Raw genomic sequence first — 14,556 nt, forward strand, 5'->3', positions numbered from 1 at the left:
AGCACCGTCACCACGCCCCCGCGCCTGTACCGCGCCCCGGAGCACCGGATGGCCGCCGGTGTCGCCGCCGGTATCGCCGACCATCTCGGCATCTCGGTGCTGCGGGTGCGCGTCGCGTTCATGGTGCTGCTCGGGCTGAGCGGGCTCGGCCTGCTGCTCTACGCGGCCTTCTGGGCGGTGGTCCCGCTGCGGCCCGGTGACACGGCGGTGCCGCCCCGGCGCGACGTGGCGCAACTCCTGCCGTTCGTGGGGATCGGGCTCGGTGTCCTGTTGATCCAGGTGATGGTCTTCGACTCGGTCGGCGCGGCGGGCACCGCCGGCTGGCTGGTGGCGATCATCGCGGTCGGCGCCGGGGTCATCTGGCACCAGTCCGCGCCGGAGCGGCGGCGGCAGTGGGGCGAGACGATGCCGGTGCCGTGGCTCGGCGCGGTCGTCGAGGAGAGTGACCGGAGGGCCTTCGTGCTCCGGTTCATCGGCGGCGGGGTGCTGGTCGCGGTCGGCATCATCGGCGTCGCGGCGGTCTACTCGCCGGCGCAGAACTTCGACGCCGTGATCAATGGCGTGATCTTCGCGCTGGTCGGGCTGGCCGGGGTCGGCGTGGTCGCCGCGCCGGTGCTCTGGCGGACGTACAGTCAGCTCCGCTCGGAGCGCGAGGGCCGCATCCGTGAGCAGGAGCGAGCCGAGCTGGCCGCCATGGTGCACGACCAGGTGCTGCACACGTTGGCCCTGATCCAGCGCAACGCCGGCGACGTCAAGATGGTGCAGCGGCTGGCCCGGGGCCAGGAGCGTTCGCTGCGTAACTGGCTGTACAAACCCACCGCCTCGCCGAGCGAGCGCTTCGCCGCCGCGCTGGAGCAGGCCGCCGCAGAGGTCGAGGACACCTTCGCGATCACCGTGGAGGCGGTGGTGGTCGGTGACCGGGAGACCGACGAGAAGGTCGGCGCGCTGGTCGCGGCCGCCCGGGAGGCGTTGGTGAACGCGGCGCGCCACGCCGGCGTGCAGACGGTCTCCCTCTATGCGGAGGTGGAGCCCGATCAGGTCAGCGTCTTCGTCCGGGACCGGGGCAAGGGCTTCGATCCGGATACCGTGGAGGACCACCGGCACGGCGTGAGCGGCTCGATCATCGGGCGGATGAAGCGGCACGGCGGACGGGCCGAGATCCGGTCCGGCCCGGGGGAGGGGACCGAGGTTCGGTTGATCCTGCCGATCTCCCGGGACTCGTCCGCAGCGGAGAGGAACAGATGACCATGGCCGAGCAGTCGACCGAGCACCTCGACCCGGCGGATGCGCGCCCCGAGCGGCTGCGGGTGTTCCTGGTGGACGATCACGCCATGTTCCGGGCGGGGGTGCGCGCGGAGTTGGGCGCCCACGTCGAGGTGGTGGGCGAGGCGAGCACGGTGGCCGAGGCGGTCACCCGGATCGCCGCCGTCGGGCCGGACGTGGTGCTGCTCGACGTGCACATGCCTGACGGTGGCGGCCGGGCGGTGCTGGAGGCGATGCGGCGTACCCACCCGCAGGTCAAGTTCCTCGCGTTGAGCGTCTCCGACGCGGCGGAGGACGTGATCGGGCTGATCCGGGCCGGTGCTCGGGGGTACGTCACCAAGACCATCTCTCCGGACGAGCTGGCCGCGGCGATCCGCCGGGTGGCCGACGGGGACGCGGTGTTCAGTCCCCGGTTGGCCGGCTTCGTGCTGGACGCCTTCGCGGCCCGACCGGACGCCCCGGTGGCCGACCCCGAGCTGGACCAGCTGACCAACCGGGAGCGCGAGGTGCTGCGGCTTTTGGCCCGGGGGTACGCGTACAAGGAGATTGCCAAGGAGCTGTTCATCTCCATCAAGACGGTGGAGACGCACGTGTCGAACGTGCTCCGTAAGTTGCAGATGTCCAACCGTTACGAGCTGTCCCGCTGGGCGGCGGACCGCCGCCTCGTCTGACCGGCCCTCGCCCGGCGCCGACGATCAGAGAAACGATCTCGGCGCACTCATCCACCCAGTCGCTGATCGTGTCCGTGCAGCCGAAGTCGACCTAGTCCAGACGGGTCGAAATGTCAGTGGTGACCGACGTCCGATCGGACACCGGTGGCCCGAGGCTTGCGCGCGCGCCGAGAGCCGCTTCGCGGGTGGCGCAACGTATTTCCTGCTCAGTGCCGCCCGAGCCGACCGTTTTATGATCATTTTTCAAGTATCGGCAACGTGGCGGGCAACTAACGGCTTGATAACGGCACCTTCACGGAAGCGGCCAGTGGGTGTCACAGTGGCAGCACCTCACCATCGGTGTGTGGCACTCCGTACGGCCCACGACCACGTCATCGCCGCTCGCGGCGGCTCGTGGCTGTGTCTCCTGCGTCGTGTCGCGCCTCGTTGGCGGGGGAGCCCGGCGGATCGGTACATCAGGGGTGTCTCCAACTTCCCTGTGGTCCCGGCGACCCGCGCCCCGGGGTGGTCGGGCGGTGTCACCCCCAAACGTGCGTGAAACCCACGACGGAACCTGGTTAGAAAGAGGAGGCCCCTCGGAATGAGAGTCTCGAAGCGGGCGACGAGCGCGATCGCGCTCAGCGCGGCTGCCGCGCTTGTCGCGAGCGGTTGCTCGAGCAGCGACGGCGATGGCGACGCCGCCGCCAGCAAGGACGGCTCGATCGTTGTCCACGGTGTCCAGCCGGAGAACCCGCTGGTCCCGTCGAACACCACGGAGACCGGCGGCGGCAAGGTCATCGACTGGCTGTGGACCGGCCTGGTCGAGTACCCGAACGACGGTGGGGCCCCGCGTAACGCCCTGGCGGAGTCCATCAACACCACGGACTCCAAGGTCTTCACGATCAAGATCAAGGCCGGCACCAAGTTCCACGACGGCACCGAGGTCAAGGCGAAGAACTTCGTCGACGCCTGGAACTGGGCCGCCTACTCGCCGAACGGTGCGCAGAACGGCACCTTCTTCGCGGACATCGCGGGCTTCGACCAGACCTACACCTCGGACCCGGACGGCCCGGACGGCCCGAAGAAGGCCCCGACGCCGACCGCTGACAAGCTGTCCGGCCTGAAGGTCATCGACGAGCAGACCTTCGAGGTCACCCTGGGAGCGCCGACCGCGGTCTTCCCGACCAAGCTCGGCTACAGCGCCTTCATGCCGCTGCCGGACGTGTTCTTTACCCAGAAGCCCGAGGAGTTCGGCCGCAAGCCGATCGGCAACGGCCCGGTGAAGTTCGTGTCGTGGGAGGACAACTCCCTCATCAAGCTGACGCGCTTCGACGACTACAATCTTCGCGACAAGATGAAGATCAAGGACGTCGACGTCAAGCTGTACCAGGACGACAACGCCGCCTACGCCGACCTGCTGGCGAACAACCTCGACTTCATGGAGGTCGTTCCCACCTCGGCGCTCGCCGGTGACAAGTGGAAGACCGACCTCGGTGACCGGGGCCGCAACACCGTCACCCCGTCGACCGCGTTCATCGCGTTCCCGATCTACGACAAGCGCTTCCAGAACCCGAAGCTGCGTCGTGCCGTGTCCCTCGCCGTCAACCGGCAGGAGATCTCGGACAAGATCTTCTTCGGCACCCGCAAGCCGGCCGACAGCTGGGCGAACCCGCTGACCCCGGGCGCCAAGCCGGGCAACTGCACCGCCTGCAAGTTCGACCCGGAGACGGCCAAGACGCTGCTCGCCGAGGCCGGTGGCTTCAGTGGTGAGATGGTCTTCTACTACAACGCGGACTCCGCCCACAAGGACTGGATGGACGCCGTCGCGCAGCAGATCAAGACCAACCTGGGCATCAACGCTCGGGCCGAGGGCGTGCCGACCTTCGCGGTCTTCCGCCAGAACATCAACGCCCACAAGATGACCGGCCCGTACCGTGCTGCCTGGCAGCAGGACTACCCGGACGTGGAGAACTGGGTCAACCCGCTCTTCATCACCGGCGGTTCCTCCAACGACGGTCTGTACAGCAACCCCGAGGTCGACGCGCTGGCCAAGCAGGCCAGCGCCGCGCCGAGCCTGGAGGCCTCGCACGAGGCGTTCGCCAAGGCCGTCGAGAAGGTCGACCAGGACGTCCCGAGCATCCCGGTCTACTTCTACGGCCAGCAGTCCGGCCACTCGGAGAAGATCAAGAAGCTCGAGCTGAACAACGTCGGCGAGATCGACATCACCTCGGTCGAGCTCTGATCCGAACGGTCTGACCCCGGGTCGGGCTCGCCACATCCGGTGAGCCCGACCCGGGGCCGTTCCGCGAGTGGGTGTTACAACACTCCACTCGCACGTTGTCACCACCGTGTCGGCCGTCCGACGCGCCCCCTGTCTGGAGGACCACCCCATGGGCCGTTATCTGTTGAGACGGCTGCTCCAACTCGTGCCGGTCTTCATCGGTACGACGTTCCTGATCTACTGGCTCGTCTGGGCCGTTCCGGGCGATCCGTTCGCCGGCAAGTGCGGTGAGCGCCGCTGCCCGGACCAGTACGTCGCCTTCATGACCGAGAAGTACCACCTCGACCAGAACGTCTTCGTGCAGTACGGCAACTACATGAAGAACCTGCTCCAGGGCGACTTCGGTCAGACGTTCTCGCAGCGCGAGATCGGCGACATCATCGCCACGGCGTACCCGAACACGCTGAAGCTGGCCCTGGTGGCACTCGCCATCGAGGCCGTCATCGGCCTCGGCGCCGGCGTGCTGACCGGTCTGCGCCGCAACGGCTTCCTGGACAACCTGGTCCTGGTCTCCACGCTCTTCCTGATCGCGCTGCCGGTGTTCGTTGTCGGCTTCGTGCTGCAGTGGCTGCTGGGCGTGCAGTGGCAGATCGTCAAGCCGACCGTCTCCTCCGAGATGCGGTGGTCCGAGCTGATCGTGCCGGGCTTCGTGCTGGGCAGCGCGTCAGTGGCCTACATCGCCCGGGTGGCGCGCACGAGCATCGCGGAGAACCGCCGCGCCGACTACGTGCGCACGGCCATCGCCAAGGGCCTGCCGATGCGACGGGTGGTGGGTGTGCACCTGCTGCGCAACTCGCTCATCCCGGTGGTCACCCTGCTCGGCACCGACCTCGGTGCCCTGATGGGCGGCGCGATCGTCACCGAGGGCATTTTCCAGATCAACGGAATCGGCCGCGAGGTCTACCGCGCGATCATCACCAAGGAGAGCGCCACGGTGGTAGGGATCGTGGTCGTCCTGGTGCTGGTTTATCTCGTGATGAACCTGCTGGTTGACCTGCTCTACGCCGCCCTGGACCCGAGGATCCGTTATGAGTGACCCCAGTACCGCATCGATCGTCAGCACCCCTGGCGCACACCCGACCGACTCCGCCGCCCCCGCCACCGCGGGCCAGCCGCAGAGCAACGAAAAGCCGCGCGGTCTGCTCGCTGACGCGTGGCGGGACCTGCGGCGCAAGCCGCTGTTCTGGATCTCGGCCACGCTGATCGTCATCTTCCTGCTGATGGCGGCCTTCCCGCAGCTGTTCGCTCCGGGCGACGCTGTCAACGGCTCGCTGTCCCGCAGCCTCAACAAGCCGGGCGCCGACGGCTGGTTCGGCTACGACGTGCAGGGCCGCGACGTCTACGCCCGGGTGATCTACGGTGCCCGCGCCTCCGTCGTGGTCGCCGTGCTGTCCGTGATGGGCACCCTGCTCATCGGCGGGACGATGGGCATCATCTCCGGCTACCGCGGTGGCTGGGTGGACGCGCTGCTCAGCCGGATCGCCGACGTCTTCTTCGGCCTGCCCTTCGTGCTCGGCGCGATCGTCATCCTGACCACCTTCAACGGCTCGGGCTCCGGCAACAGCAAGGCCCAGATCATGGGTCTGGTGATCGCGTCGCTGATCGTGCTGAGCTGGCCGGTCGTGATGCGGCTGATGCGCTCCTCGGTGCTCGCCACCAAGGAGGCCGACTACATCGTGGCGGCCCGCGCGCTGGGCGCCGGCACCGGCCGGATCATCCTCAAGCACCTGCTGCCGAACTGCCTGGCCCCACTGCTGGTCTACGGCACGATCATGGTCGGCTCGTTCATCGGCGCCGAGGCCACCCTGTCGTTCCTGGGCGTCGGTCTGAAGTCGCCGGTGGTGTCCTGGGGCATCATGATCAGCGATGGGCAGCAGTTCGTCCGGGTCGCGCCGGGACTGGTCTTCTTCCCCGCCGCGTTCCTCGTCACCGCAGTGCTGAGCTTCGTGATGCTCGGTGAGTCGGTCCGCGAGGCCCTCGATCCGAAACTCCGCTAGGGGATATCCAGTGTCCGACATTCTCGTGTCCGAGCAGTCAGCGTCGGGCCCCGGCCGGTCCGGGCGTCCCTCCGGCCGGCTGCTCGAGGTCGACGACCTGCGGGTGGAGTTCCGCACCCGGGACGGCGTCGCAAAGGTCATCAACGGGGTCACGTACCACGTCGACGCGGGGGAGACCCTCGCCGTGCTCGGCGAGTCCGGCTCCGGTAAGAGCGTCACCGCGCAGACCATCATGGGCATCCTCGACACGCCGCCCGGCTTCGTGACCGGTGGGCAGGTCCGCTTCCACGGCAAGGACATGCTCCGCATGTCCGCCGAGGAGCGCCGCCGCATCCGCGGCGAGGGCATCGCGATGATCTTCCAGGACGCGCTCTCCGCGCTGAACCCCGTCTTCACCGTCGGGTTCCAGATCGCCGAGCAGTTCCGGGTCCGGCGGGGCATGGGTCGCGCGGAGGCCAAGAAGCGCGCGATCGACATGCTCGACCAGGTCAAGATCCCGAACGCCAAGGGTCGGTTCAACAACTACCCGCACCAGTTCTCCGGTGGTATGCGGCAGCGCGCGATGATCGCGATGTCGCTGGCGCTCGACCCGGAGGTGCTGATCGCGGACGAGCCCACCACGGCGCTCGACGTGACCGTGCAGGCCCAGATCATGGACCTGCTCGCGGAGCTTCAGCGTGAGCGGCAGATGGGCATGATCCTGATCACCCACGACCTCGGTGTGGTCGCCGACGTCGCGGACCGGATCGCGGTCATGTACGCGGGCCGGATCGTCGAGGAAGCGGACGTGTACGACCTGTACGCCAAGCCGGCGCACCCGTACACGATGGGTCTGATCGACTCGATCCCGCGCCTCGACGAGAAGGGGCAGCAGCTCCGGACGATCAAGGGCCTCCCGCCGAACCTGATGAACATTCCGCCGGGCTGCCCCTTCAACCCGCGCTGCCCGATGGCGCAGCCGGTGTGCCGGGAGAAGATCCCGCCGCTGCTGCAGGTGGGCACCGGCCGGGCCAGCGCCTGCCACTTCGCCGAGGAGCTGGTGAACCGTGTCTGAGAACATCCTCGAGGTCAACGACCTGGTCAAGCACTACCCCGTCACCCAGGGCGTGGTGTTCAAGAAGACCGTCGGTCAGGTCAAGGCGGTCGACGGGGTCTCGTTCGGTCTGCGTGCCGGTGAGACGCTCGGCGTCGTCGGCGAGTCCGGCTGCGGCAAGTCGACCCTCGCCCGGGTGCTGATGAACCTGGAGAAGCCGACCGCCGGCAGCGTGGTCTACAAGGGCCAGGACATCTCCAAGCTGTCCGGTGGTGCGCTGCGGCGTCTGCGCCGGCAGATCCAGCTGGTCATGCAGGACCCGTACACCTCGCTGAACCCGCGGATGACCGTCGGTGACCTGCTCGGTGAGCCGTTCGAGATCCACCCGGAGGTCGCGCCGAAGGGCAGCCGCCGGGCCAAGGTCCGCGAGCTGCTCGACCTGGTCGGGCTCAACCCGGAGCACATCAACCGGTACCCGCACCAGTTCTCCGGCGGTCAGCGTCAGCGCATCGGCATTGCCCGGGCGCTCGCGCTGCGGCCCGAGATCATCGTCTGCGACGAGCCGGTGTCGGCGCTGGACGTCTCCATCCAGGCTCAGGTGATGAACCTGCTGGAGCAGCTCCAGGGCGAGTTCGGGCTGTCGTACGTCTTCATCGCGCACGACCTGTCGGTGGTCCGCCACCTCTCGGACCGGGTCGCGGTGATGTACCTCGGCAAGATCGTGGAGATCGGCACCGAGGACGAGATCTACGAGCGGCCGACCCACCCGTACACCCAGGCTCTGCTCTCCGCGGTGCCGGTGCCGGACCCGACCCAGCGGAACAACAAGACGATCATCCGTTTGACGGGTGACGTGCCGTCGCCGGTCAGCCCGCCCTCGGGCTGCCGGTTCCGGACCCGCTGCTGGAAGGCGCAGGACGTCTGCGCCGAGCAGGTCCCGCTGCTGGAGATCCGACGGGGCTCGGACCACCCGAGCGCCTGCCACTTCGCGGAGCGACGCGAGATCGTCGCCAGCCACGAGGCGTGAGTCACCGAGACCGCCTGCCGACGTCCTCACGACGACGGCAGGCGGTTTCGTCTGTCCGGTGAAGGGCGGCCCGGCCCTCCGCCGGGTAGCGCCGCCCGCGGAGGGCTGCCGCGTCCCGCAGCGGGTTACCGCGGGCTGCGGCCCGCGCGGAGGGTTACCGCGGGCTGCGGCCCGCGCGGAGGGTCAGAGCGGGCCGCGGCCCGCGCGGAGCAGCAGCAGGGCCAACTGGGTGCCGTCCGCACCGAGTGCGACCCGGAACCGCTCCAGGATCGCCCGTTCCCGGGAGAGCACCAGGCGGGTTCCGCCGGAGGCCATCCGGGTGGCCCCGACCTCCTGGGACAACGCGGCCCGCTCCTGCCAGAGTGCGATCAGCGCGTTGTCGATCTCGTCGATCCGTTCCCTGATCTCCACGATCCGGGCGGCGGCGGACGGCTCCTCGGTGCCGGTCTGCGCCTCGGACCGCTCGGTGTTCTCCGCCGCCAGCGACACGGGTGCCGCCGTCTCGTGTCCGTTGACCGCAGGCTGCCCAGCCTCGGGCCGGGTCGCGCCGCCGCTCTGCTCCATCACGTCTGTCATCATCGGGTACCTCTCGCACTGTGGTGCCCGGTGCCCGGAACCCGGGACGGAAAAAGCCCCGGACTCCAGGAGCCCGGGGCTTTCGTAGGTCTGAATCGATCAGGCGCGACCCACGGCAGCCGGACTCCCGGTGCCGTAGTAAAAGTAGTAGCGCGCAGCGATCACGCCGTCGAGTATGCCCACGTCGGAGGCGGGCGCGCAAGCATTCGACGGCGCATCGGGGATCTTTCTTCCACCTGGTCGCGCCGCGGTGGCCGCACGCGGTCGGGCACGAGCTGCTGAGCGTCGGAGACGACGTGTCCGACCGGCGGCATAGACTTGTCGGGCGATGCATCCTCTCTTCGACATCCCCGCGTCCCCGCCTGCGCCGGAGTCCGCGCAGGCCCGCCCGGACCGGCCCCGGCCTGCCGCCGTCCGCCTCGATCCGCAGCAGCTGCTCGACGGGCTGAACGGGCCACAGCGCGACGCGGTCAGCCACGCCGGCTCACCACTGTTGATCGTGGCCGGCGCCGGGTCCGGCAAGACCCGGGTGCTCACGCACCGGATCGCGTACCTGCTCGCCGCACGGGACGTGCACCCCGGCGAGATCATCGCGATCACCTTCACCAACAAGGCCGCCGGCGAGATGAAGGAGCGCGTCGCCGCGTTGGTGGGCCCCCGGGCCCGCCTGATGTGGGTGTCGACGTTCCACTCCGCGTGTGTCCGGATCCTGCGCGCCGAGCACGAGCACGCCGGTCTCAAGTCGACGTTCTCGATCTACGACGCGGACGACTCCCGCCGTCTGATGCAGTTGGTCGCCCGCGAGCTCGATCTGGACCCGAAGCGCTACCCGGCGCGCGGGTTGGCCGCCCAGGTCTCCAACCTCAAGAACGAGCTGGTCGACCCGGAGCAGTTCGCCGCACGGGCCACCGGGCCCAACGAGCGGGCCCTCGCCGAGGCGTACACGCTCTACCAGCGGCGGCTGCGCGAGGCGCACGCGCTGGACTTCGACGATTTGATCATGACCACGGTGCACCTGCTCCAGTCCCACCCGCACGTCGCGGAGAGCTACCGCCGGCGGTTCCGTCACGTGCTGGTGGACGAATACCAGGACACCAACCACGCCCAGTACGTCCTGATCAAGGAGCTGGTCTCCGGCACCGACGGGCTGGCGCCGGCCGAGCTGTGCGTGGTCGGCGACGCCGACCAGTCGATCTACGCGTTCCGGGGCGCGACGATCCGCAACATCCTGGAGTTCGAACGGGACTTCACCGACGCGCGCACGATCCTGCTGGAGCAGAACTACCGCTCCACCCAGACCATCCTCAACGCGGCCAACGCGGTGATCGACCGCAACACCTCCCGCAAACCCAAGCGGCTGTGGAGCGAGTCCGGCGCCGGCGAGCAGATCGTCGGCTACGTTGCCGACACCGAGCACGCCGAGGCCGACTGGGTGGCCCGGGAGATCGACCGGCTGGTCGACGCCGACGAGACCCGCCCCGGTGACGTCGCGGTCTTCTACCGCACCAACGCCCAGTCCCGCGTCTTCGAAGAGGTGTTCATCCGCGTCGGCCTGCCCTACAAGGTCGTCGGCGGGGTGCGTTTCTACGAGCGCAAGGAGGTCCGCGACGCGCTCGCGTACCTGCGTTCGGTGGTCAACGACGACGACACGGTGAGCCTGCGGCGGGTGCTCAACACCCCCCGCCGGGGGATCGGCGACCGCGCCGAGGCGTGCGTCGAGGCGCTCTCCAGCCGCGACCGGATCTCGTTCGGCGCGGCGCTGCGGCGGGCCCGGGAGGCGCCGGGCATCTCCAGCCGGGCGGCGAACGGCATCGCCGACTTCGTCGCGCTGCTCGACGGCGCCCGTGAGCTGGCCGAGACCGGCACCCCGGAGGAGGTGCTGGAGGCCCTGCTGACCCGCTCGGGCTACCTCACCGAGCTGGAGGAGAGCCTGGACCCGCAGGACGCCGGTCGGGTGGACAACCTCCAGGAGCTGGTCAGCGTCGCCCGGGAGTACACCGAGCGGATCGAGGCGCTGGGCGAGGAGGGGGAACGCGCCACCCTCGCCGGGTTCCTGGAGCAGGTGGCGCTGGTCGCCGACGCCGACCAGATCCCCTCCGACGACCCCGACCACCAGGGCGTGGTCACCCTGATGACCCTGCACACCGCCAAGGGCCTGGAATTCCCGGTGGTCTTCCTGACCGGCCTGGAGGACGGCGTCTTCCCGCACCTGCGCTCGCTGGGCGACACCCGCGAGCTGGAGGAGGAGCGCCGGCTGGCGTACGTCGGCATCACCCGTGCCCGACAGCGGCTCTACCTCTCCCGGGCGGTGACCCGCTCGGCCTGGGGGCAGCCGTCCTACAACCCGCCGTCGCGGTTCCTGGAGGAGTTGCCGACGGAGTTGGTCCACTGGGAGCGCACCGAGGGGTCGTACACCTCCTGGGCCGGCGGTGGCGGCGGCGTCGGTGGCCGCGCGGACCGCGCGCCCGGCGCGCGTGGCACCTTCACCGGGGGTACGCCGAAGGCGGCGCAGCTGGCCCAGCGGCTCGGCGTGGACGCCAGTCGGCTGACCACGGCCAGCGAGTTGCCGCAGGGGCCGAAGGTGGCCGCCGGGGACCGGGTCAACCACCAGCGGTACGGGTTGGGGCGGGTGCTCGCCGTCGAGGGGCATGGCCCGGGCGCCCGCGCACAGATCGACTTCGGTGACCAGACCATGTGGCTGGTGCTCCGGCACGCTCCGGTCGACAAGCTCTGACCCAGGCGCAGGTGACGGAAGGAGTGACCTTCGCTTAGGCGGAGGTCACTCCTTCCGGCTGCGGCGGTCGTTCAGCAGCCCAGGTCGACGCCACGGGCCCGCATGAACGGGGCCGGGTCGATCTGGTTCCACATGCCCTGGTGCACCTCGAAGTGCAGGTGCGGGCCGGTGGCGTCGCCGGTGGCGCCCTCGTAGCCGATGACCTGGCCGGCCTTGACCTTCTGCCCGACGGTGACCGCGATGCGGCTCTGGTGGGCGTAGTGGGTCAGGTAGCCGTTGCCGTGGTCGATGAAGACGGAGTTGCCGTACCCGTCGGAGGCGTCGCCGGCCTGGGTCACGGTCCCGGCGGCTGCGGCGTGGATCGGCGTGCCGGAGGGCAGCGCCAGATCGATACCGGCGTGCAGGGTGCCCCAACGCTGCCCGTAGCAGGACGTGACCGCTGCGCCCGGCATCGGGTCGACCCAGGCGGGCGTGGGCTTGGTGGTCTTCTTCGGCTTCGGCTTGGCCTTGGCGGTGGCCGTCTTGGCGGGTGTCGGGCTGGCGCTGACCGCCGACGGGCTCGCCGTGGGGCTGACCGAGGGGGCGACCGGCGTGCTCGACTCGCGGGCGGACCGGTCCGCCCGGCTGCCGGCCTCGGCCCGGGACTGCGCGTCGAGGGAGACGGCGGTCGGTGCCGGACGGTCGTTGCCGGTGGTGGCGACGGCGATGCCACCGAGGCCGAGGGCCACCAGGGCGGCGGCGCTGAGCACGATGAGGCGGTTCCGCCGGCCGGCGCGCTGCGGCTGCTCGTTCCCGGCGGCGTCGGGGGTGGTCTCGTTCTGGACGGGGCTGTCTTCCTGCACGGCGGACCTTCACAGTCGAGGGGGCACTTGACCTCGAAATACTGGTGTCGGGCCGAGGCGGGGCAGGCGCGGGGACCGGATCACCGGCAATGGGCGAGGTGGTGAGCGTCCATGTTTGGGCCGTTCTCGGGTGCTGTATCCGGATAAGTGATCATGCGTGGACGTGTCACCGGTCACAGTCGTGACGGTGACCCGGCACACATCCGCGCGACGGGCGCAACGAAAAACCGCCCAGATCAATCGATCCGGGCGGCCATCGGTCGGTACGTAGCGTCAGGACGCGGCTACCTCGCTGTAAATTGCCTCGACTTGCAGCTTGATGTCCACTCCGCGCTCCTGGAGGTAGGGCACCGGGTCGATCGGCTGGCCCTTGACATGGATCTCCAGGTGCAGGTGGGTGCCGTACGCGTGGCCGGTCTGGCCCACCAGACCGAGTTGGTCGCCGGCCTTGACCTGCTGGCCTTCCTTCACGCTCACCGCGGAGGAGTGACCGTAGATGGCCTCACTGCCGTCGGCGTGCTGCACGATCACCACGTTGCCGTACCCGCCGAACCAGCCGGCCTTGGTGACCAGCCCGTCGTGGATCGCGACGTAGGGAGTCCCCTCGCTCGCGACCAGGTCGACGCCGGTGTGCATCTTGCCCCAGCGCACCCCGTAGGGCGAGTTGAAGTCGTAGCCCTGCAGCGGCAGCAGCCACACCTCGGGCTCGGCGCTGTCCTTGCTGCGGCTGTCCCGGGAGGCGCGGTCGGCGTTGTCCGCCCGGGCCGCGGCGTCCTGGCTGGTGACCGACGCCTGCTTGAGCTCGTCGAGGACCGTGGGGCTGACGTCCTTGGCGTCCGGAAGGGCGCTCGCGCCGAGGGCGACGATGCCGGCCCCGACAAAGGCCGTGGTGACGACCGCGGCGTAACGGCTGCGCGGTGGGGTGGGCACACGGCGACGACCGCGATATCGATCGGGCTCAGACGACAGGCGCTGGCGCACGCACACCCTCCGTTGTCGGGGTTCCGAGGCGGCCGGTGGGCGTTCGTGAAGCTCACCTGAACGTCCGCTGACCGCGTCGTCACCCGTCCATGGACCTGATGACAACCGTGGACACGTTAGCCAACCACCAGACGAGTCACAAGCTAGAGCGCGAAATTGGCGTGTCGTTCTGTCCGTTTGCGTCCATTATTGTCACGCATCGCGACGCCGAACGGTGCCCTCGATGCTGCCCGTTCGTCGCCGAGCGTGACCGATCCGGCGGACTCGTCCGACTTGACTACGGGCCGTGTCGGATCGCCACTGCGGGTAGTGCCGGGTCGCCGCCCTCGCCGGTCGGCGCTCCTTCCCGGATCGTGGACCTTCACGGCGGGTCGCCGCGCAGGCGGCGGCCGGTGACCGAGGCGGCTTTCCGGCCCGGATTTCCCGGGCCGGGTCCGCCGGGTTACCGTTCGTTCAGGTGAAGGCCCGTGAAGCCGGTGAAAGGTGTGCGCTGATGAGCTCTCGTATTCGGGTCGTCGTCGCCAAGCCCGGCCTGGACGGCCACGACCGGGGCGCCAAGGTCGTCGCGCGTGCCCTGCGGGACGCCGGCATGGAGGTCGTCTACACCGGCCTGCACCAGACCCCCGAGCAGATCGTGGAGACCGCCATCCAGGAGGACGCCGACGCGGTCGGGCTGTCCGTGCTCTCCGGCGCGCACATGACCCTCTTCCGCCGGGTGCTGGAACTGCTGGGTGAGCGGGACGCCCGCGACATCGTCGTGTTCGGCGGCGGCATCATTCCGAACGGCGACATTCCCGAGTTGGAGAAGCTGGGCGTCGCGAAGATCTTCACGCCGGGCGCCACCACTCAGGCGATTGTCGAGTGGGTCCGAGAGAACGTCGCGCAGCCGGTTTCCTGAGGCACGCCGTTTCCGGAGGCGCGCCCCTTCCCGGAGGCGCGCCCCTTCCCGGAGGCGCGCCCTTTCCCTGAGGCGCGCCGCGGCGCCCACTCACGAGCCGGCGACCGAATCCGGGCACGGGGGAGGGGCCGGACGCACCCCTCACACGTCCGGCCCCTCTATGCACGATGCCCCGCCGCCACCCCTCGACCGACAGGGCATCGGCCGTCTCCCGTCATCGCGCTGTTCAGCGCTCCGACACCTGACTCAACGACGCCCCCACGGCCGGGTTACG

Annotated in this window: 12 protein-coding genes; 9 read left to right on the forward strand and 3 right to left on the reverse strand. The window is 69.5% G+C overall.

The window, feature by feature from the left end; translation table 11 throughout:
- Positions 1–48 precede the first annotated feature (48 nt).
- The 7 genes from GA0070612_RS10075 to GA0070612_RS10105 all read left to right on the forward strand — a co-directional run bounded on the left by GA0070612_RS10075 (position 49) and on the right by GA0070612_RS10105 (position 8,251).
- Positions 49–1,245 (forward strand): ATP-binding protein, encoded by a 1,197-nt coding sequence (locus GA0070612_RS10075; protein WP_231924615.1) that lies wholly within the window; start codon positions 49–51, stop codon positions 1,243–1,245.
- A 2-nt stretch (positions 1,246–1,247) separates the two neighbouring features.
- The gene (locus GA0070612_RS10080) at positions 1,248–1,934 is read left to right on the forward strand and encodes a response regulator (RefSeq protein ID WP_030337843.1); all 687 of its coding nucleotides are present in this window, start codon (positions 1,248–1,250) and stop codon (positions 1,932–1,934) included.
- 580 nt (positions 1,935–2,514) lie between these two features.
- Positions 2,515–4,155, forward strand: coding sequence for a peptide ABC transporter substrate-binding protein (locus GA0070612_RS10085; RefSeq protein ID WP_088987666.1), 1,641 nt, complete (start codon positions 2,515–2,517; stop codon positions 4,153–4,155).
- A gap of 148 nt (positions 4,156–4,303) precedes the next feature.
- Positions 4,304–5,230: an ABC transporter permease gene (locus tag GA0070612_RS10090; RefSeq protein ID WP_088987667.1), complete on the forward strand. Its 927-nt coding sequence runs from the start codon at positions 4,304–4,306 to the stop codon at positions 5,228–5,230.
- The gene (locus GA0070612_RS10095) at positions 5,223–6,191 is read left to right on the forward strand and encodes an ABC transporter permease (RefSeq protein ID WP_088987668.1); all 969 of its coding nucleotides are present in this window, start codon (positions 5,223–5,225) and stop codon (positions 6,189–6,191) included. The genes GA0070612_RS10090 and GA0070612_RS10095 overlap by 8 nt, the downstream gene beginning before the upstream one ends.
- A gap of 25 nt (positions 6,192–6,216) precedes the next feature.
- The gene (locus GA0070612_RS10100; protein WP_088991387.1) at positions 6,217–7,245 is read left to right on the forward strand and encodes an ABC transporter ATP-binding protein; all 1,029 of its coding nucleotides are present in this window, start codon (positions 6,217–6,219) and stop codon (positions 7,243–7,245) included.
- A complete protein-coding gene (locus tag GA0070612_RS10105) occupies positions 7,238–8,251 on the forward strand; it encodes an ABC transporter ATP-binding protein (protein ID WP_088987669.1) in 1,014 nt (337 codons plus the stop codon). Before GA0070612_RS10100 ends, GA0070612_RS10105 begins: the two co-directional genes overlap by 8 nt.
- Before the next feature lie 183 nt (positions 8,252–8,434).
- Here GA0070612_RS10105 and GA0070612_RS10110 read toward each other — a convergent pair whose 3' ends face one another.
- Positions 8,435–8,830 (reverse strand): chorismate mutase, encoded by a 396-nt coding sequence (locus GA0070612_RS10110; RefSeq protein ID WP_197699342.1) that lies wholly within the window; start codon positions 8,828–8,830, stop codon positions 8,435–8,437.
- A 325-nt stretch (positions 8,831–9,155) separates the two neighbouring features.
- Between GA0070612_RS10110 and pcrA the strand changes: the two genes are divergently transcribed.
- The gene (pcrA, locus tag GA0070612_RS10115; protein WP_088987671.1) at positions 9,156–11,561 is read left to right on the forward strand and encodes a DNA helicase PcrA; all 2,406 of its coding nucleotides are present in this window, start codon (positions 9,156–9,158) and stop codon (positions 11,559–11,561) included.
- 71 nt (positions 11,562–11,632) lie between these two features.
- On the opposite strand, the gene GA0070612_RS10120 is transcribed toward pcrA, so the two are convergent.
- The gene (locus GA0070612_RS10120; protein ID WP_088987672.1) at positions 11,633–12,403 is read right to left on the reverse strand and encodes a M23 family metallopeptidase; all 771 of its coding nucleotides are present in this window, start codon (positions 12,401–12,403) and stop codon (positions 11,633–11,635) included.
- 273 nt (positions 12,404–12,676) lie between these two features.
- Positions 12,677–13,384, reverse strand: a complete 708-nt coding sequence (locus tag GA0070612_RS10125) for a M23 family metallopeptidase (protein ID WP_088987673.1) — start codon at positions 13,382–13,384, stop codon at positions 12,677–12,679.
- Positions 13,385–13,877: 493 nt separating this feature from the next.
- Between GA0070612_RS10125 and GA0070612_RS10130 the strand changes: the two genes are divergently transcribed.
- Positions 13,878–14,282, forward strand: a complete 405-nt coding sequence (locus tag GA0070612_RS10130) for a cobalamin B12-binding domain-containing protein (RefSeq protein ID WP_088987674.1) — start codon at positions 13,878–13,880, stop codon at positions 14,280–14,282.
- The last annotated feature ends 274 nt before the right edge of the window (positions 14,283–14,556 follow it).

This window comes from Micromonospora chokoriensis, assembly GCF_900091505.1.
GTDB classification, from domain to species: domain Bacteria; phylum Actinomycetota; class Actinomycetes; order Mycobacteriales; family Micromonosporaceae; genus Micromonospora; species Micromonospora chokoriensis.